This is a genomic window from Arthrobacter sp. 131MFCol6.1, from assembly GCF_000374925.1.
Classification (GTDB): domain Bacteria; phylum Actinomycetota; class Actinomycetes; order Actinomycetales; family Micrococcaceae; genus Arthrobacter.
This window is the reverse complement of the sequence record NZ_KB895547.1, coordinates 40240-60054: the sequence shown is the minus strand read 5'-3', so window position 1 is coordinate 60054 and position 19815 is coordinate 40240. Positions and strand designations below refer to the sequence as shown.

Genomic DNA, 19815 nt, shown 5'->3' with positions numbered 1-19815 from the left:
AGAAAGGGCTGAGCCCGTGCCGCAGGCCAACTCCCCGCGCGTCAGGATCCAGGACGTCGCCGCGCTCTCCGGGCTCTCCATCTGCACCGTCTCCCGTGCCCTCCGGCAGCTTCCCAACATCTCAGCACAGGCCAAGGCAAGGGTCAGTGACGCGGCGGCCCAGCTCGGCTACAAAGCCTCCTCCGCGGCATCCCGGCTGGCCGGCGGCAACACCGGCTCGGTGGCCATCATCGCCCCGACGGCCACGGCATGGTTCTTTGCCCGGGCCGTGGAAGCGGCCGAGGAAGTCTTCGCCGACAGCGGCTATGACACGGTGCTGATCAGCCTCCGGAACCGGCCCAGCGTGAAGCGGAACCTCTTTGGCGACCTCGCCGGCCTGGCGCAGCGGGTGGATGGGGTACTGCTGTTCAACATCGCCCTGGATGAGGCCGAAACGGCCGCGCTCGCCGGGTCGGGCCTCGCCGTGGCCAGCGTGGGGATGCACGGCGTGCTGTGGGACAACGTGGGCATCGACAACGCCGAAGCCGCCCGCACCGCCACGAACCACCTGCTGGACCTGGGCCACCGGAACATTGCCATCCTTTCCGGCAGCGAAACCGGCGAACCCTCCCTCGTGACCGCCAGCGAGCGGCGGCGGGGCTTCGAGCAGGCCCTGGCCGGCCACGGCCTCGCCGTCGATCCGGACCTCGTGCTCGACGCCGGCTCCAGCATCGAAGGCGGCCGGCTGGCCATGGTGGAGCTCGTGGAAAACCGCAGGATGCCGTCCGCGATCTTCGCCGGTTGCGACGAGGCAGCCTTCGGCGCGCTCATGGCAATGCGGGAGTTCGGTTTGTCAGCGCCGGAAAACGTGTCCATCATAGGAATAGACGATCATCAGATGAGTTGGTTCCTGGGCCTGACCACAATTGCCCAGCCAGTTGCCGACCAGGGCGCGTTGGCGGCCAACCTGCTGATTGACAGACTTCATCGCTCAGGACTTCCCAATCCGCCGCCTGCCAGTCCGCCGTCGAACCATCTGATGGACACCAAATTGGTAGAGCGCACCAGCACGCGCCGGCGCTGATCCGGACGGTGTCCGCCGCCGGAACGGCCCCCAAGCAGAGCAGCCCTGAGCTGACTGCCCCAGACCATCACTTTGACCAGACCGTCCTGCCTGCCCGTTGTCTGAAAGGACCTCGCCTCATGACTGTAGTTCCCGATACCTCCGGCCTCGCCGGTGCGCTCTCCGGTGCATCCGCCATCCTTTTTGACCTCGACGGCGTCCTGACCCCCACCGCTGTGGTGCACGAGCACGCCTGGAAGCAGCTCTTCGACGGCTTCCTGGCCTCGGTCCCCGGGGCCGCGCCGTACCGTGAGAGCGACTACTTCGACCACATCGACGGCAAGCCGCGGTTCGACGGCGTCCGGGACTTCCTGGCCTCCCGCGGGATTGTGCTGCCCGAGGGCCCGGCGGACGACGAGCCCGCGCATGACACCGTCCACGGCCTCGGCAACCGCAAGAACAAGGTCTTCAACGACATCGTCGAGGCCGGCGGAGTCCAGCCCTACGAGGGCTCCGTCCGGCTGGTTGAGGCCGCGCTGGCCCGCGGGCTCAAGCTCGCCGTCGTATCATCTTCCCGCAACGCCCCTGCCGTGCTGAAGGCCGCCGGCCTGTCCGATTACTTCCCGGTGGTGGTCGACGGCGTCGTCGCCGTCGCCGAGGGGCTGCCCGGCAAGCCCAGCCCGGCCACCTACGAATACGCCGCGCGGCTTCTGGGCCTGCCGAGCCAGGAGTGCGTTGTGGTGGAGGACGCCGTCTCCGGCGTCCAGGCCGGCAGCGCGGGAGACTTCCGCTCGGTGATCGGCGTCGACCGCGGCGCCGGCCGGCAGACCCTGCTCGACGCCGGCGCCACGGTCGTGGTCAACGACCTCGCCGAACTGCTCTAGCCCGGCCCGCTCACCCCACCGCCCCGCCCACTGCCCACTCCCGCCGAAGGAATCCCCTAAACCATGGCTCTCATCACCTCGGACCGCGCCCGGTTCCCCAACGATCCCTGGCAGCTGGTCGAGACCGTCCACCTCCCCGGCAATGCCGGCACCCTGGAGACCCTGTTCAGCCTCGGCAACGGGCACCTGGGCATCCGCGGCGCGCACTGGGGTGCCGCGGACGCCGAACTTCCGGGCAGCTTCATCAACGGCTTCCACGAGACGTGGGACATCAAGCACGCCGAAAACGCGTACGGCTTCGCCCGCACCGGCCAGCGGATCCTCTATGTCCCGGATGCCAACAACTTCACCGTCATCATCGACGGCGAGCCGCTGAGCCTGGATGAGTCCACTGTGCTGGACTACCGCCGCTCGGTGGACTTCGCCACGGGTATCTACGAGTGCCGGATCACCTGGCAGTGCCGTTCCGGTGCGACCGTGACCACCACCGAACGGCGCGCCGTCGGCTACGCATCCCGCGGCGCGCTGGGCATCAGCCTCGAGGTGGCGGCCGACCGGGATATCTCCGCGGACGTCACGTCCTCGGTCATCAACCGCCAGGACCAGCCGGTGGAGGACCACTCCGCCCATGATCCGCGCCGCGCCGGCCGCCACGCCGGGCGGGTGCTGCTGCCCCTGCGGCTTGACGGCGGGGACGGCTCCCTGCGCCTGTCCTGGGAAGCCTCGGAATCCAAGCAGCGGCTCGGGATGGCCGTGGATCACTGGACCTCGGCCGGCGTGCAGCCGTTCGATACCCAGGTGGACCAGGACGACAGCAGCGTCCGCTATGTGCTCGCCGTCAGCGCGGACGCACCGTTCGTGCTGGAGAAGAGCGTCAGCTACGCCGTGGGCCAGGCCGCCGAGGACCTCGCCGACAGCGCCGAAGCCAGCCTCAAACCGGTCAGCGAGATCTTCGCCCAGAGCGAGGACCACTACCGCGACTACTGGAGCACGAGCGACATTGTCCTGGCGGGCCAGACCGAGCTCCAGCAGGGCGTGCGCTGGAACCTCTTCCAGCTCGCGCAGGCCACGGCCTGCGCCGATGTGGCCGGCATCCCGGCCAAGGGCGTGTCCGGCTCCGGCTACGACGGCCACTACTTCTGGGACCAGGAGGTGTACCTGCTGCCCTACCTGACCTACACCAACCCGGGCAACGCCCGCCAGGTCCTGGAATTCCGGCACGACCTCCTGCCGGAGGCGAAGATCCGCGCCAAGGAGCTCAGCGTTGACGGCGCCCTCTTCCCCTGGCGCACCATCAACGGACTCGAGGCCAGCGCCTACTACGCGGCCGGCACCGCGCAGTTCCACATCGCCGCCGCGATCGCCTTCGCGACCAACCGGTACATCTGGGCCAGCGGGGACACCGAGTTCCAGGCCACCCTGGGCTCCGATCTGCTGATCGAGACCGCCCGGATGTGGGTCTCGCTCGGCTTCTTCGGCAAGGACGGGTTGTTCCACATCCACGGCGTCACAGGCCCTGACGAGTACACCGCCGTCGTCAACGACAACCTGTACACAAACGTCATGGCGCGCTTCAACCTGCGCGCCGCGGCGGCGCTGGACCACCCCGAGATCGACGACGCAGAACGCCAGCTCTGGGAGCAGGCCGCCAACCGCATGCAGCTGCCCTACGACGAGGACCTCCAGGTCCACTCCCAGGACAACGACTTCATGACCCTGGAACCGTGGGACTGGACCACGCCCCGGTCCAAGTACCCGCTCCTGCTGCACTTCCACCCGCTGGTGATTTACCGGCACCAGGTCCTGAAGCAGGCCGACACCGTGCTGGCCATGTTCCTGCAGTGGCAGGACTTCACCGCCGAGGAAAAGCGCCGCGCCTTCGATTTCTACGACCCCATCACCACCGGCGACTCCACGCTGTCCGCCTGCGTCCAGGGCATCATGGCGGCCGAGGTCGGCTACGGCAAGGCCGCGCTGGACCACTTCACCCACGCCCTGTTCATCGACCTCGACGACACCCACGGCAACACGATCGACGGCGTCCACATCGCCTCCACCGGCGGGGTGTGGAGTTCGCTGGTCAGCGGCTTCGCCGGGCTGCGGGACCAGGGTGCGGTACCGTACTTCGATCCGCGGCTGCCTGCCGAATGGGACGGACTCGAGTTCCATCTGAAGATCCAGGGCAGGCTCCTGCACGTCGGGCTCGAGCAGGATTCGATCAGCCTGACCGTCCGTGACGGCGCGCCGCTGCAGGTCGACGTGCGCGGGGAACTGCTCACGGTCGATGGCGGCCCGGTCCGGGTCCCGCTGGCGCCCGTCACCGCCCCGGAACCGACCATCTTCCCCAGCGGCCTTCCGACGTCGTCGATCCCGGTGGTGCGCGCCGCAGTCTGAGCCGCCGCCGAAGCAACGCGGGGTCACTTACAGCCCAAAATCCCCCCGAACATGGGCTCTAGGTGACCCCGCGTTGCTCTGGGCCGGGCTGCCCGGACCCGGAGGATTCGCCAGGGGCCGTGGCATCCGCGAAGTCGTCACCGTCGGCGAGCGGGTGGGCCAGTTCATCGGCCGGCATCCGCGCCACCACCATCGCGACGACGGCCATCACCGGGCACACGGTCCCGGCGACGAGGAAGATCAGCCACAGCGGCAACACCTCGGCGGCCGGGCCGGCCAGTGCCATGGAGACCGGCATGAGGGCCAGGGACACGAAGAAGTCCAGGCTCGAGACGCGGCCGAGCAGATGCGGCGGCACCCGGCGCTGGAGCAAGGTTCCCCAGATCACCATGCCCACGCCGCCGGTGGCGCCGAAGATGAAAAGGGCGGCCGCCACGGCCCAGAAACTGTCCATGATTCCGACGGCGGCGATCGGCAGGCTTCCCGCGCCCCAAGACACCATCATCACGGTGAGGTAGCGGCGCGGAAGGGGAAAAGAAGCCGTGGCCAGCGAGGCTGCGGCGCCGCCCACGCCCATGATGGCGAGCAGGAAGCCGAACATGCGCGCGTCCCCGCCGAGCTGGTCCCGGACCACGAACGGGACCAGGACCTCGATGGGGCCGATCAGGAACAGCACCGAAATGCACGCCCAGAGCAGGGTCCACAGCAGCCAGGGCGTCCGGACGGTGTAGCTGACGCCCTCGCGGAGGTCGTGGCGCAGGGACGTCTTGGCCCGTTGGCTTTGTCCATCCTGGACTTCCGCCCCTGCCGCGGGCTGGCGGTGGAGGAGGTTCAAAATGGCGAAGGCCAGCAGGTGGCAGGCCGCAACACCGGTGACGGCGTAGGCAGGGGACAGGGCCGCCACCAGGATGCCCGCCACGGCCGGTCCGGCGGCCTGCTGCAACAGCGGCCGCATGGTCCCCTCCAGGCCGTTGGCCGCGAGCAGGTCCTCGGGCGGCAGGATCCGCGGCAGGATGGCGGAGTAGGCGGGGAAGAAGAACGCGGCCCCGACGCCGAGCACGAAGGCCCCCAGCGCCAGATGCCACAGCTCGAGCAAGCCGGCCATGGCAAGCCCGCTGACAGTGGCAACGACGGCGAGGTTGGCGCCCTCGACCGCGATGATCAGGAGCCGCTGGGGTACGCGGTCCGCGGCGATGCCCCCGGCCAGCAGAAACGTCACCAGCCCGACGCTGCCCGCCGCGGCCACGACCGAGAGCTCCAGCGGTCCGCCGCCCAGGTGGATCACCTCGTAGACCATCGCGACGGCCCACATCCCGGAACCGAAGATGGAGATGGCCAGCGCCGTGATCAGCACGCGGTACTCCCGGTGCGCGAAGGGGCGGAGGGCTCGCAGGGCGGGCATGGGCCCAGTCTAGTAGCCAGCCGCGCGGCCGGGCTGGAACACTCCGGGGTCCATCGGCGACCCGCCTGCCGGGCCGTGCCCTAGTGTTAAGTGAACTTACTTTTTTGGTTCCGACGAGAGGCGATCATGGCCAAGCGCAGCAACCCGGCAATGAAGGTTGCCCAGCAAACAGCCCACAGTGCGATGTTCGACGCCGCCGGCCGGCCCCGGCCCGGACTCCACAAGGTGCTCCTGCGGGCGGTCGAAGTCCAGCGGCCCCTGGTGCTGGCCAATATCCGCAGGCTCCAGCGCAGGAACCCGCAGGCCACGGCGGCCCAGCTCGCCGCCATCCTGGAGCGCGACTACCTGCTCGCCGTCACCGGCGGCGGTGCGCTGGTCGGCGGGGCGGCGGTGATTCCGGGCGTCGGAACAGCGGCGGCACTCGGTCTTTCGGCCGCCGCGGCCGTCGGGTTCCTCGAAGCCACCGCCCTGTATTCCACGGCGCTTGCTGAACTGCACGGCGTCCGGATGGTGGATCCGGACAGGGCCAGCACCCTGGTGATGGCGATCATGCTGGGCGAGGAAGGCACACAGCTGCTGAGCTCGCTGAGCGGGCAAGCGGCGGGACGGGGCAGGGGGCCGTCGCAGGCCTGGACTACGGCCTTCACCCGGAGCATGCCCCTCGCCGGCTTCGGTACCGTGCGGGCCAAGATCCAGACGATGTTCCTGCGCTCCCTGCTCAAGACCCAGGGCACTGCCCTGCTTGGCCGTGCCCTGCCCTTCGGCGTCGGCGCGGTCGTCGGCGGAGTCGGCAACCGTGTGATGGGCCGCGCCGTCGTCGCGAACGCCAAGGAAGCGTTCGGGCCCCTCCCGGACACGATCCCGGGCGAACTGCAGGCCCTGGCGGACACCACCGGGCCGGCCGCGCTCTACGACACGTCCCTGGACGCGCAGCCGGATTCAGCCCCGGACAGCGGCACTCAGGGCGGCGGCACCCCAGGCAGCGGCGCGCCGAAGACTTCAAGGAAGGACGGCGGCACGTTTTGGATCTGAACACTGACCTGGGGGAGTCCTTCGGGACCTGGACCAAGGGCGACGACGCCGCGATGTTTCCGCTGGTCACAAGCGCCAGCGTGGCCTGCGGAATGCACGCCGGCGACCCCGTGACCATGCTGGACACCTGCCGGGCGGCGTACGAACTCGACGTCAACGTCGGCGCCCACATCGGTTACCCGGACCTGGCCGGCTTCGGCCTGCGCTCGCTGGACATGACCTTTGACGATCTCTTCGGCGCCGTCCTCTACCAGCTCGGAGCGCTCGACGGCGTCGCCCATGCCGTGGGCGCCTCGGTGGACTACGTCAAGCTGCACGGGGCGCTCTACGACCGGACCGTGCATGACGCCGAGCAGGCCTCCGCCGTGATCGCCGCCATCCAGGCCTACGATCCCGGACTGCCCGTCCTCGGCTTCCCCGGCTCAGCCCTGCTGGAAATCGCCAAGGAAGCCGGGCACCCCGTTTTCTCCGAGGCCTTCGCGGACCGCGCCTACTTCCCCGACGGCACTCTCGTGCCGCGCACGGAGGAAGGGGCCGTGATCCTCGACGCCGGACAGGTTGCCGAGCGGGCGGTCAGGCTCGCCACGAAGGGCGAAATCGAGGCCGTCGACGGCACCGTGCTCCGGATCGAGCCGCACTCGCTGTGCCTGCGGGCGGACACGCCCGGCTCCGTTGCCACGGCGGCGGCAATCCGTGTGGCGCTGGAGGCCGCCGGCGTCGAGCTGGAGAGCTTCGCCTGAACCGCGGGCACTGAACAGCCGTGCCGGCCGGGCCGCCCCGGCAACCGCGGGCCCGGGGCGGCCCCAGTGTCCTAAGGCCCTATCCGGCCCGGAATGTGCCCCTTAGCTTGAGGGCATGACTGCCGGAGGCGCCGCGGGGTTGGACGGACCCGCCTCGGATGCAATGTTGAAGCTGGGCCGATTCTTTACGAAATGGGACCAGACCGAGGACGGCAGGGCGGTGTTCCGCGAGGGTGGCCGCAAGGGCGACATCTTTTACCGGGACCGCTGGAGCCACGACAAGGTGGTCCGGTCCACGCACGGGGTGAACTGCACCGGCTCCTGCTCCTGGAAGGTGTACGTCAAGGACGGCATCATCACATGGGAATCCCAGCAGACCGACTACCCCTCCGTGGGCCCGGACAGCCCGGAATACGAGCCGCGGGGCTGCCCGCGCGGCGCGGCCTTCTCCTGGTACACCTATTCGCCCACCCGGGTGCGTTTTCCGTATGCGCGGGGCGTCCTCGTCGAGATGTACCGCGAGGCCAAGGCCCGGCTGGGTGACCCGGTGCTGGCCTTTGCCGACGTCGTGGGCGACCCTGAGCGGCGCCGCCGCTACCAGCAGGCCCGCGGCAAGGGCGGCCTGGTGCGTATCTCCTGGCAGGAGGCGATCGAAATCGCCGCCGCCGCGCACGTGAACACCATCAAGGCCTACGGCCCGGACCGCTGTGCCGGTTTCTCGCCCATCCCCGCGATGTCCATGGTCTCGCACGCCGTGGGGACCCGCTTCATCCAGCTGATCGGCGGGGTGATGACGTCCTTCTACGACTGGTACGCCGACCTCCCCGTGGCCAGCCCGCAGGTTTTCGGGGACCAGACCGACGTCCCGGAATCGGGGGACTGGTGGGACGCCCGGTATCTGATGATGTGGGGCTCCAACGTCCCCGTGACCCGCACGCCGGACGCGCACTGGATGGCCGAGGTGCGCTACCGCGGCACCAAGGTGGTCACGGTCAGCCCGGACTACGCGGACAACACAAAATTCGCCGACGAATGGCTCCCCGCACAGGCCGGAACCGACGCCGCCCTGGCCATGGCGATGGGGCACGTCATGCTCAGGGAATTCTTTGTCGAGCGTGAGGTGCCGTTCTTCGCCGACTACGTCCGCCAGTACACCGACCTGCCGTTCCTGGTCCGGCTCGAACGGCGCGACGACGGCTCCCTGACCCCGGCCAAGTTCCTCACCGCCCGGGACCTCCCGGCCGCTGCCGGGGCCGAGGATGCGGCGTTCCGCACCGTCCTGTTCGACAAGAAGACCGGGCTGCCGGCGGTCCCCAACGGCTCCCTGGGCTTTCGCTACTCAGACAGCGGCGAGGGCAAGTGGAACCTGGACCTCGAGGGGATTGAACCGGCCCTGTCGCTCCGCGAGGTTTCCGGGGAAAGCGCGGAGATCCTGCTGCCGTGCTTCGAGGACGCCGGCGGGGACGGCAGCGTGCTCCGGCGCGGCGTGCCCGTCCTGGAGGTGGAAGGCCAGCTGGTCACCACCGTCTTCGACCTGATGCTGGCCCAGTACGGCGTCGGCCGCGACGGGCTCCCGGGGGACTGGGCCGCCGGCTACCAGGACGCCGCGACACCCTACACGCCGGCCTGGCAGGAGGAGATCACCTCCGTCCCGGCGCAGGCCTGCATCCGGGTGGCCCGCGAATTCGCCCGCAACGCCGAACAGTCCAAGGGCCGGTCCATGATCATCATGGGTGCCGGGATCTGCCAGTGGTTCCATGGCGACACCACCTACCGGGCGGTGCTGGCCCTGGTGATGCTGACCGGCTGCATGGGCCGCAACGGCGGCGGCTGGGCGCACTACGTCGGCCAGGAAAAGACCCGGCCGGTCACCGGCTGGCTGTCGCTGGCCAATGCCCTGGACTGGTCCCGGCCGCCGCGGACCATGATCGGCACCGGCTACTGGTACATGCACACGGACCAGTGGCGGCAGGACGGTTACTCCGCGGATGCGCTGAAGTCCCCGCTCTCCACCGGGGCCCTGGACGGCATGCACACCGCGGACGCGCTCGCCCAGTCCGCCCGGCTCGGCTGGATGCCGTTTTACCCGCAGTTCGACCGGAACCCGCTGGACCTCGCGGACGAGGCCGAGGCGGCCGTCGCCGCCGGCACCGCGACGAACGCCGCCGGCTACATCGCCGATGCCCTGAAGAGCCGCACCCTGAACCCGGCGATCGAGGACGTGGACGCCCCGGAAAACTGGCCGCGGACCCTCGTGCTGTGGCGCTCGAACCTGTTCGGCTCCTCCGCCAAGGGCAACGAATACTTCCTGCGGAACCTGCTGGGAACCCACAACAATGTCCTCGGCGAGGACCACGCCGAAGGCCTCAAACCCCGGGACGTGAAATGGCACGACCAGGCGCCCGAAGGGAAACTGGACCTGCTGGTCTCCGCGGACTTCCGGATGACCTCCACCACGCTCCTGTCCGACGTCGTCTTCCCGGCCGCCACCTGGTACGAGAAGCACGACCTGTCCTCCACCGACATGCACCCGTTCGTGCACGCCTTCACCCCGGCGATCGACCCGCCCTGGGAGACCAAAACGGACTTCGACATGTTCCACCTGCTGGCCCAGGAGTTCTCCCGGCAGGCCAAAACCCACCTCGGCGTGCGCCGGGACCTCGTGAGCGTGCCGCTGCAGCACGACACCCCCGGCCAGCTCGCCCAGCCCGGCGGGATCGTCCGCGACTGGCGGGACACGTCCATCCCCGCGGTCCCCGGGCAGAACATGCCCATCTTTTCCGTCGTGGAGCGGGACTACACCGCCATCGCGGACAAGCTCGCCGCCGTCGGGCCGCTGGCCGACAAACTGGGCTTCACGGTCAAGAACGTCACCTACAAACTCGCTGGAGCGTTGGACCGGCTCGGCCGCTCCAACGGGGTGATGCTGGGCGGAGCCGCGGACGGACGCCCCGCGATCGACACCGACGCGAAAATGGCCGAGGCCATCCTGGCGTTCTCCGGCACCACCAACGGCGCGCTGTCGGTGCAGGGCTTCAAGGACCTGGAACTCCGCACCGGGCGGAAACTGGCGGACCTGGCCGAGGGGTCCGAGGAAAAATTCATCACCTTCGCCCAGACCCAGGCGGGACCGGTCCCGGTGATCACCTCCCCGGAATGGTCCGGCTCCGAAACGGGCGGGCGGCGCTACGCCCCGTTCACCATCAACGTCGAAAGGCTCAAGCCCTTCCACACCCTGACCGGCCGGATGCACTTCTTCCTCGACCACGACTGGATCCGGGACATCGGCGAGGCGCTGCCGATCTACCGGCCGCCGCTGGACATGCACAAGCTCTTCGGCGAACCCCGACTCGGCCAGGACGGGGCCATGGAGGTGGTGGTCCGCTACCTGACCCCGCACTCCAAATGGTCCATCCACTCCGAATACCAGGACAACCTGCTAATGCTCTCGCTCTCCCGCGGCGGGCCGACGGTCTGGATGAGCCCCGCCGACGCGGCGGCCATCGAAGTGCAGGACAACGACTGGGTGGAGTGCCTGAACATCAACGGCGTCCTGGTGGCCCGGGCGATTGTCAGCCACCGGATGCCGGCCGGCGTGGTCTACGTCCACCACGCGCAGGAACGCACCATCGACGTGCCGAAGTCCGAGGCCACCGGGCGGCGCGGCGGCATCCACAACTCCGTGACCCGGCTGCTGGTCAAACCCTCGCACCTGATCGGCGGCTACGCCCAGCTGTCCTACGCGTTCAACTACCTCGGCCCCACCGGAAACCAGCGCGACATGGTGGCAACCGTCCGGCGTCGTTCCCAGGAGGTGCAGTACTGATGCGTGTCATGGCTCAAATGGGCATGGTCATGAACCTGGACAAATGCATCGGCTGCCACACCTGTTCCGTGACCTGCAAGCAGGCCTGGACCAACCGTGCGGGCACCGAATACGTCTGGTTCAACAACGTCGAAACCCGCCCCGGCCAGGGCTATCCGCGCCGCTACGAAGACCAGGAGAAGTGGCACGGCGGCTGGGCGCTGAACAAGCACGGCAAACTGGTGCTCAAAGCCGGCGGCCGGGTCAAGAAGCTCTGCGGGATCTTCGCCAGCCCGGTCCAGCCCGAGCTCAAGGACTACTACGAGCCCTGGACCTACGACTACAAAACCCTCGTTGACGCGCCCCTGGGTGATGACTTCCCGGTGGCCCGGCCCAAGTCCCTGATCACCGGTGAGGACACCAAGATCACCTGGTCCGCGAACTGGGATGACGACCTCGGCGGCTCCACCGAGAACGGCCACCTGGACCCGATCGTGGAGAAGGTCCGGCGGGAATCCGAGGACAAGATCAAGTTCGCCTACGAACAAACCTTCATGTTCTACCTGCCGCGGATCTGCGAGCACTGCCTGAACCCGTCCTGCATGGCTTCCTGCCCTTCCGGCGCGATCTACAAGCGGGTGGAGGACGGGATTGTGCTGGTGGACCAGGACAAGTGCCGCGGCTGGCGCCAGTGCGTCACCGGCTGCCCCTACAAGAAGATCTACTTCAACCACAAGACCGGCAAAGCCGAGAAGTGCACCTTCTGCTACCCGCGGGTGGAGGTGGGGCTCCCGACCGTCTGCTCGGAGACCTGCGTGGGCCGGTTGCGGTACCTGGGGCTGTTTCTGTACGACGCCGACGCCGTCACCGCGGCGGCCTCGGTCACGGACCCGCAGGAACTCTACGACGCCCAGATGGACGTCCTGCTGGACCCGCACGACCCCGCCGTCCAGGCAGAGGCCCGGGCCCAGGGCATCCCGGAGGACTGGATCGACGCCGCCGGGCGCTCGCCGGTCTACGCCCTGGCCAAGGTCTACAAGGTGGCGCTGCCGCTGCACCCGGAATACCGGACCATGCCGATGGTCTGGTACGTGCCGCCGCTCTCACCCGTGGTGGACCTGCTGCGCGACCAGGGGCACGACGGCGAGGACGCCGGCAACCTCTTCGGCGCCATCGACGCGCTGCGCATCCCGGTGGAGTACCTCGCGGAACTCTTCACCGCCGGCGACGCGGACCGGGTCACCGCGGTGCTGAAGAAGCTCGCGGCCATGCGCTCCTTCATGCGCGGCATCAGCCTCGGCAACGACCCGGACGACGCCATCCCGGAGGCCGTGGGGATGGACAGCCAGAGCATGTACGAGATGTACCGGCTGATGGCGATCGCGAAGTACGAGGAGCGCTATGTCATCCCGAAGGCCCACGTGGAGCAGGCGCACGATCTCGAGGAGATGGGCTGTTCGCTCGATTTCGAGGGCGGGCCGGGCATGCAGGATACGGCCCACTTCGGCGAAGCCAGCGGCCGGCCCGTCCCCGTGGCGGTGGAAACCTTCAACGCCCTCCGGGACCGGCAGACCTCCGGCTCCGCACCCGGCGAAACCACCCTGCGCGGCAGGGTGAACCTGCTGAACTGGGACGGCACGGGCGCACCCTCCGGGATCTTTCCGGAGAAGGCGCCTCCGGAAAAACCGCCGCCGCCGAAACCGGCGGGGTCCGTGGACTCCCCTCCGGCGGGGGAGCAGCCATGACCCGCCGCCAGCAGGTCCTCTACCTCGCCGCGGCCTGGTGCCTGTCCTACCCGGACGAGGAACTGACCGGCCGGGTCCCGCTGATGCGGGCGGCGCTGGCCGAGTTCCCCGGCGCCACGGCGGACTTCGTGGAGGTCCTGGACCAGCTGGAGTCCACGCCGCCGATCCAGCTCCAGTCCCAGTATGTGCGCGAGTTCGACCTCGGAAAGCGCCACGCCCTGCACCTGTCCTACTGGACGGACGGGGACACCCGGCGCCGCGGCGAGGTTCTGGGCAACTTCAAGAAGACCTACCGGCAAAGCGACATCCTGGTGGACACCCACGGCGAACTGCCCGACTACCTCCCGATGGTCCTCGAATACGCCGCGCTGGTGGACCTCGCCGCCGGCCGCGGGCTGCTGACGCGCTTCCGGGCCAGCCTGGAGATGCTCCGCTTCGGGCTGCTCCGGGACGGGCTGCCGCACGCCCGGATCCTGCAGGCCGTCTGCGCCACACTGCCCGGGAAATCCCCGGCGGACGAGCAGGCCGTCATGCGGATGGCCGGCTACGGCCCGCCCACCGAGGCCGTGGGCCTGGACCCCTACGATCCGCGCCTGCTGCCGGTGAAGGGGGCCTGACCATGCTGGCATTCGAAGCGGAACCCGGATCCGCCGTCGGACTCTCTGCACTGGACATCGTGCTGTGGGGCGTGCTGCCGTACGTCATGGTGGTGGTCCTTGTCGGCGGACTCGTCTGGCGCTACAAATACGACCAGTTCGGCTGGACCACGAGGTCCTCCCAGCTCTATGAGTCCAAACTGCTGAGGATCGCGTCCCCGTTATTCCATTTCGGCCTGCTCGCCGTGATCGCGGGTCACTTCTTTGGCCTGGTCATCCCGATGGCATGGACCCAGGCGGCCGGGATGAGCCAGGAGTTCTACCACTTCAACGCCCTGCTGGTCGGCGGGATCGCCGGGGTGGGAACGCTGGGCGGGATCCTCCTGCTGATCTACCGCCGCCGGACCACCGGACCGGTCTTCATGGCCACCACCGGGAATGACAAGACCATGTACGTGGTGCTCACCGCGGCCATTGTGTTCGGGCTGTGGACCACGCTTGCCAGTGTCTTCGAGGGCGAGCACGGGCACAACTACCGCGAGACCGTGGCCCCGTGGTTCAGATCCCTGTTCATTTTCCAGCCCGACATCGCCGACATGGCCGCGGCGCCCTTTTCCTTCCACCTGCACACCCTCGTGGGCATGGCACTGTTCGTGATCTGGCCGTTCACCCGGCTGGTCCACGCCTTTACGGCCCCGTTCCACTACCTCTTCCGCCCCTACATCGTCTACCGCTCCCGGGACCGGGACACCGGCGGTGCCGGGGCCAAAGGCACAGCCGGCGCTGCCGGCGCCCGGAGCTCCACGGCCGGCGCGCGGCGGGGCTGGTCCGCCGTCGGAACCCGTGACCGGGACACCAGGAACCGGTGACTCCGTGCCATAGCCGAAGGAGCGTTACTGAACTGCGTTGCTGAAACGAGGAAGGAGACCACCGTGGCCGGAGCAGTGTCCCCGCCCGTCGCCGCCCCTGCGGGCCGGGCGCTCAACCTGACGCTCGCCACCTCGACCTCCGTGGTGTGCTTCTGGGCCTGGAACTCCATCGCCACGCTGAGCGCGTACTACACCCAGCACTTGCACCTCAATCCGGCCACCACTGGCGTGCTCGTGGCCATGCCCGTCTTCGTCGGCTCCCTGGGGCGGATCGTCGTCGGCACCTTGACGGACAAGTATGGCGGCCGCGCCATGTTCACTTTTGTCCTGCTGGCCTCCATCGTCCCGATCCTGCTGGTGGCCGTCGGCGGCAGCCTCGACTCCTTCGCCCTGGTGCTGGGTGCCGGCGTGCTGCTGGGGGTCGCCGGAACCGTCTTCGCCGTCGGGATCCCCTTCGTCAGCGCTTGGTACGAGCCTGCCCGGCGGGGTTTCGCCACCGGCGTCTTCGGCGCGGGCATGGGCGGAACGGCCCTGGCGGCCTTCCTGAACCCCCGGCTTGTCGCCGCAATCGGCTACTTTCCCACCCATCTGCTGATCGCCGCGATCCTGGCGGTCATGGCCGCCATCATCTGGTTCCGACTGAAGGAGGCACCGGGCTGGACCCGCAGCAACGCGCCCGTGATGCCCAAGCTGATCGACGCCGTGAAGACCCCGGTCACGTGGAAGTTGTGCTTCCTCTACGCGGTCCTCTTCGGTGGTTTCGTTTCCTTCGCCACGTATCTGCCCACGTACCTCCGGGATGTCTACAGCTTCGATCCCAGCGCGGCCGGCGCCCGAACGGCGGGGTTTGCGCTCGCCGCCGTGCTGGCGCGGCCGGTGGGCGGCGTGCTCGCCGACAAGATCGGTCCCAAGCCCGTGGTGATCGTCGCGCTCGCCGGCGTCGCCGTGCTCGCCTGGGTGGTGAACCTGCAGCCCGACGGCGACGTCCCCGCCGGCCTGACGTTCGTCGCCATGGCGGCGGCGCTGGGCCTGGGCACGGGCGGGGTGTTCGCCTGGGTGGGCGTGCTCGCGCCGCAGGGGAAGGTCGGCAGCATCAGCGGGGTGGTGAGCGCGGCCGGAGGCCTGGGCGGCTACTTCCCGCCGCTGATCATGGGTGCCACCTATGACGCCGCAACGCACAGCTACTCGATCGGGCTGCTGCTGCTCGTCGTCACCGCGCTCGCGGCCCTGGCCTTCACCGTGTTCGCCATGCAGGGCCGGCCCAAGGCGAAGGTCGTCGCCGCCTAGCCGGCGCCGGTCCGCGGAGGATGGCTAGCCGAACAGCAGGGTGGCCAGCGTGAAGATGGCCAGCCCGGCCAGGGCACCCACCACCGTGCCGTTGATCCGAATGAACTGCAGGTCCCTGCCGACCTGCAGTTCGATCTTCTGGGACGTCTCCTCGGCGTCCCAGCGGGCCACGGTGTCCGTGATGACCCCCGCGATGTCCGAGCGGTAGGTCTTCACGAGGTAGCCGGCCGCGTCGCCGATCCAGGCGTTCACCTTGCCGGCGAGCTCGGGATCGACCAGCAGCCGGGTGCCGAAGTCATGCACGGCCGCCTTGAATTTGACGGTCAGTTCGCTGTGCGGGTCATCGACGGCGGTGAGCAGGGCCGTCTTGATGGTGTCCCAGGTGCGGGAGGCGAGCTCGCGGACCTCCGGGTCACCGAGCACTTGTGCCTTGATGCCCTCGGCGCGGGCGATCATGACCGGATCATGCTGCAGGTCCTGCGCGAGTTCCTTGAGGTACTTGTCGATCGAGAGGCGGACCTGGTGCCGCGGATCGGACTGCACGGCGCGGGTGAACTTGAGGATCTCCACGTACACCTTGTCGCCCACCAGCCCGTCCACGAACGACGGCACCCACGTCGGGGACCGGTCGGTGACCAGCCGGTTGACCGTCTCCTGGTTGTCGCGCACCCAGTCCACGGTGCGGTCCACCAGCAGGTCCACCAGTGCATGGTGGTGCCCGTCGTCGAAGATCCGCTCGGCGAGCCGGCCCACCGGCGGGCCCCACGGCGGGGTGAGCAGGTGTTTGCGGACCATGGACTCGATCACGGCCTGGACGTCGTCGTCGTTGAGGACCTTGAACGCGCCACGGATGACGGCGGCACCCTCCTTGGCGACCCGGTCCGGGCCGCCCGGGCTGGAGAGCCAGGCGCCGGCCTTGCGGGCGATGTCTGCGGACGCCAGCTTCTCCTGGACCACCTGTTCGGAGAGGAAATTGGTTTCCACGAATTCGCCCAGCGAGGCGCCGATCTGGTCTTTACGGCGCGGGATGATCGCGGTGTGGGGGATCTTGATGCCCATGGGGTACTTGAACAGGGCCGTGACGGCGAACCAGTCCGCGAGGGCCCCGACCATGCCGCCCTCGGCCGCGGCGCGGACGTATTCGAGCCCGGGATACTGCTTCTGCAGGGCGAACGCGATGATGAAGATCACCGCCATGACGACCAGGAGCGAGAGGGCCAGGAGCTTCATCCGGCGCAGCGCCGCGGCCTTCTCGACGTCGCTGGAGGCAGCGGGACGCTGGCCGGGGGGACCGTCCGGCCGGGCTCCGCCCGGACGTCCCGCGGCGCCGGTCACGGAAGTTGACTCAGTATTCACCTGCATGAGCCCAGCCTAGCCCGCCACGGAAACGGACGGTCCGCTAACGTGGCACCATGACGACTGACGAGCCTGCCGCCGCCCGGCCTTTGGTCTATGCCCACCGCGGCTCCAGCGGAACCTTCGCCGAGCACACCCGGGCCGCGTACCTGCAGGCAATCGCCGACGGCGCCGACGGTGTGGAATGCGATGTACACCTGACCCGGGACCAGCATGTGGTGCTCCTGCACGATGCCACCCTGGACCGCACCTCGGACGGCACCGGCCAGGTGGCCGACCGGACCCTGCAAGAGCTCCAGGAACTCGACTTCTCCTCCTGGAAGGGAGTGCGGATCCCGGAGGCCTACGGTGCCAAGTCCGGGCAGTTCCTGACCCTGCCGGACCTGCTCGACATCCTGCGCGCGGCGGGCCGCGGGATCGGCCTGGCGATCGAGTTCAAACACCCGAGCCCGTACCAGCTCAGACTCGAGGACCGGGCCCTCGAGGTCCTGCGGGCCCACGGCTGGGATCCGCGGACGTCGATGCTGGACAACATCACGGTTTCCTTCATGAGCTTTAGCCCCGACTCCGTAAAACACCTCCTGGAGTCCGTCCCGGCGGCGGCCGTCTGCCAGCTCGTGGACGACGTCAATGTGGCGGACATCCGGGAGGAACTGGGCCTCGGTGCCCTGACCGGCGGTGCGTTGGCCAATGTGATGAAGGCCGCCCAGGCTGAGGGTGAACGGATCCTGGGGGCGGCCGAGGCGGGCATTGCCGGGCCCGGAATCGGGTACGTCCGCGCGCACGGCCCGGCCGTTCAGCGCTGGCTCGCCTCGGGGTTGCGGTGCCGGGTGTGGACGGTCGACACCGAGGACGACGTCGAACGGTGCCGGAGACTCGGGATCCAGGAGGTCACCACCAACTGGCCGGCCCAGGTCCTGTCCCAGCTCATGGCGGACAGCCGGCCCCCGCGGTAGCCGCCTGGCCGCTCCGCGGATCCTGGCGGACACCTTCACCTCCCTTGCGTCCCCGGCGGATTACGGCCGGCGTGGCCGCTGTGGTTGAGTTGTTGCATGCCATTTCGCCGGCCCGTCCTGGACCTCCAGACGCTGTCCGCGGCAGCGATGAGCGCGCTGCTGCTCACCAGCGCCGCCAAGCACTTCCGCGAGCCTGAATTTTTCCACCCGGTGGTTCCTGACCTCCTGTGCCGGGATGACTCCGGCGAGCAGCCGAACGGGCCCCTGGCCGTCCTGTCCCGTGAGGAATGGGTGGCAGTGAGCGGGTTGCTGGAAGCCGCCGCCGCCGTCGGGCTCCTGGTCCCGGCCACCCGGAGGGCCGCCGCCGGCTGCGTCACGGCGCTGTTCGCCGCCTTCCTCTCCGGCCACGTGGACGCCCTGCGCAAGGCCTACGGGCCGGAGGGCTCGCCGCGCCGGCGACGCGTGCACACCCTGCGGCTCCCGCTCCAGGCGCCCCTCATCGCATGGGCCTGGACCCTGACGCGGCGGAACCGGCGCCCGTGAAAATCCTGCAGTCACCGGCGGTGCGGATCGGTTTGTCGATCAGCATCGCCACCGGTCTCTACGGCGTCTCCTTCGGCGCGCTGTCCGTAACCTCCGGCCTGGATTTCTGGCAGACCATGGCCCTGAGCCTGCTGCTGTTCAGTGGCGGCTCGCAGTTCGCCTTCATCGGCGTGGTGGCCGGAGGCGGGTCCGGCGTCGCCGCGATGGGCGCCGCGACGCTGCTGGGCATGCGCAATGGCATCTACGGCATGCAGATCAATGCCCTGCTGCAGCCGCGTGGGTGGCGGAAGTTTGCCGCTGCCCAGCTGACCATCGACGAGTCGACCGCCACCAGCACCGGGCAGACGGACCCCGACGAGCAGAAGCGCGGCTTCTGGACCGCCGGAATCGGAGTCTTCGTCCTCTGGAACCTGTTCACCGCCCTCGGCGCCCTGGCCGGCGGGGCACTTGGGGATCCCAAGCAGTGGGGACTCGACGGGGCAGCCGTGGCGGCCTTCCTGGGACTGCTCTGGCCGCGACTGAAAGGCCGGGAACCTGTGGCAATCGCGGTGGTCTGCGCGCTGGCCACCGTGCTCGCCGTGCCGTTCGTGCCCCCGGGAGTGCCGATCCTCGTTGCTGCCGTGGTCGCGGCAGGGATCGGCTGGTTCAGCCACGGCCGCAGCGACGAGGGCCTGGAACCGGACGTCGATCCCTACGCTGAGGACCACGCGCACCTCCACCACGACCCTGCCCGCGATCCCCGCGGCGACCGCACCGGAGACGACGCATGAACCTTTGGATGTGGCTGCTGCTCTCCTGCCTGCTCGCCTACGCCTGGAAGCTGCTCGGCTACCTGGTGCCGGCCAGCCTGCTCCGCAACCCGCGGATGTCCAGGATTGCCGGGACCATGACGATCGGGCTGCTGGCGTCCCTGACGGTGGTCAATGCCGTCGCCTCCGGCCAGTCGCTCGTCCTGGACGCCCGGCTGGGCGCACTGGCGGCGGCGGGCATCGCCTTGTGGTTCCGCGCGCCGTTCCTGGTGGTGGTGATAGCCGGCGCGGCCGCAGCCGCCGGGCTCCGGGCGCTGGGCTGGGACTGACCCGCCCGTGGGACGGCTGACCGCGCTGGACCGCCGGCCGGCTGGGCGCGGCCGGAACGGTCTTTAGTCCCTACTTGGTGCCGGGA

Annotated in this window: 16 protein-coding genes; 14 read left to right on the top strand and 2 right to left on the bottom strand. The window is 69.1% G+C overall.

The genetic code is table 11. The features are described 5' to 3' along the window. The first annotated feature begins 16 nt into the window (after positions 1 to 16). The 3 genes from C566_RS0113390 (at position 17) to C566_RS0113380 (ending at position 4320) form a co-directional block, all read left to right on the top strand. Complete coding sequence (locus tag C566_RS0113390; protein ID WP_018774858.1) at positions 17 to 1063, top strand: LacI family DNA-binding transcriptional regulator; 1047 nt, start codon at positions 17 to 19, stop codon at positions 1061 to 1063. Positions 1064 to 1182: 119 nt separating this feature from the next. Further along, positions 1183 to 1926: an HAD family hydrolase gene (locus C566_RS0113385; protein WP_018774857.1), complete on the top strand. Its 744-nt coding sequence runs from the start codon at positions 1183 to 1185 to the stop codon at positions 1924 to 1926. 63 nt (positions 1927 to 1989) lie between these two features. Further along, complete coding sequence (locus C566_RS0113380) at positions 1990 to 4320, top strand: glycoside hydrolase family 65 protein (protein ID WP_018774856.1); 2331 nt, start codon at positions 1990 to 1992, stop codon at positions 4318 to 4320. Between the two features lie 58 nt (positions 4321 to 4378). Here the strand turns inward: C566_RS0113380 and C566_RS0113375 are convergent, their stop codons facing one another. After that, positions 4379 to 5722, bottom strand: a complete 1344-nt coding sequence (locus C566_RS0113375; RefSeq protein ID WP_018774855.1) for an MFS transporter — start codon at positions 5720 to 5722, stop codon at positions 4379 to 4381. 126 nt (positions 5723 to 5848) lie between these two features. Between C566_RS0113375 and C566_RS0113370 the strand changes: the two genes are divergently transcribed. From C566_RS0113370 to C566_RS0113340, 7 genes are all read left to right on the top strand, one after another. Next, a complete protein-coding gene (locus C566_RS0113370; RefSeq protein WP_018774854.1) occupies positions 5849 to 6754 on the top strand; it encodes a hypothetical protein in 906 nt (301 codons plus the stop codon). Continuing rightward, positions 6745 to 7494: a LamB/YcsF family protein gene (locus C566_RS0113365; protein ID WP_018774853.1), complete on the top strand. Its 750-nt coding sequence runs from the start codon at positions 6745 to 6747 to the stop codon at positions 7492 to 7494. The genes C566_RS0113370 and C566_RS0113365 overlap by 10 nt, the downstream gene beginning before the upstream one ends. 115 nt (positions 7495 to 7609) lie before the next feature. Then, positions 7610 to 11320, top strand: coding sequence for a nitrate reductase subunit alpha (locus C566_RS0113360; protein ID WP_026266675.1), 3711 nt, complete (start codon positions 7610 to 7612; stop codon positions 11318 to 11320). Beyond that, positions 11320 to 13044, top strand: coding sequence for a nitrate reductase subunit beta (narH, locus tag C566_RS0113355; RefSeq protein WP_051082320.1), 1725 nt, complete (start codon positions 11320 to 11322; stop codon positions 13042 to 13044). Before C566_RS0113360 ends, narH begins: the two co-directional genes overlap by 1 nt. After that, a complete protein-coding gene (gene narJ / locus C566_RS0113350) occupies positions 13041 to 13661 on the top strand; it encodes a nitrate reductase molybdenum cofactor assembly chaperone (protein ID WP_018774850.1) in 621 nt (206 codons plus the stop codon). Before narH ends, narJ begins: the two co-directional genes overlap by 4 nt. 2 nt (positions 13662 to 13663) lie before the next feature. After that, complete coding sequence (gene narI, locus C566_RS0113345; protein WP_018774849.1) at positions 13664 to 14509, top strand: respiratory nitrate reductase subunit gamma; 846 nt, start codon at positions 13664 to 13666, stop codon at positions 14507 to 14509. A gap of 63 nt (positions 14510 to 14572) precedes the next feature. Beyond that, on the top strand, positions 14573 to 15796 hold the full coding sequence (locus tag C566_RS0113340) for an MFS transporter (protein WP_018774848.1): 1224 nt from the start codon (positions 14573 to 14575) through the stop codon (positions 15794 to 15796). Between the two features lie 24 nt (positions 15797 to 15820). Here C566_RS0113340 and C566_RS0113335 read toward each other — a convergent pair whose 3' ends face one another. Continuing rightward, positions 15821 to 17158, bottom strand: coding sequence for a DUF445 domain-containing protein (locus C566_RS0113335; protein ID WP_018774847.1), 1338 nt, complete (start codon positions 17156 to 17158; stop codon positions 15821 to 15823). A 50-nt stretch (positions 17159 to 17208) separates the two neighbouring features. Between C566_RS0113335 and C566_RS0113330 the strand changes: the two genes are divergently transcribed. The 4 genes from C566_RS0113330 (at position 17209) to C566_RS0113315 (ending at position 19729) form a co-directional block, all read left to right on the top strand. Continuing rightward, positions 17209 to 18108, top strand: coding sequence for a glycerophosphodiester phosphodiesterase (locus C566_RS0113330; protein WP_018774846.1), 900 nt, complete (start codon positions 17209 to 17211; stop codon positions 18106 to 18108). Positions 18109 to 18204: 96 nt separating this feature from the next. Beyond that, positions 18205 to 18651, top strand: coding sequence for a DoxX family protein (locus C566_RS0113325; protein ID WP_018774845.1), 447 nt, complete (start codon positions 18205 to 18207; stop codon positions 18649 to 18651). Further along, positions 18612 to 19421 carry an AzlC family ABC transporter permease gene (locus C566_RS0113320; RefSeq protein WP_018774844.1) on the top strand — a complete coding sequence of 270 codons (810 nt, stop codon included), beginning with the start codon at positions 18612 to 18614 and terminating at the stop codon, positions 19419 to 19421. Before C566_RS0113325 ends, C566_RS0113320 begins: the two co-directional genes overlap by 40 nt. After that, the gene (locus C566_RS0113315) at positions 19418 to 19729 is read left to right on the top strand and encodes an AzlD domain-containing protein (protein ID WP_026266674.1); all 312 of its coding nucleotides are present in this window, start codon (positions 19418 to 19420) and stop codon (positions 19727 to 19729) included. Before C566_RS0113320 ends, C566_RS0113315 begins: the two co-directional genes overlap by 4 nt. Positions 19730 to 19815 lie beyond the last annotated feature (86 nt).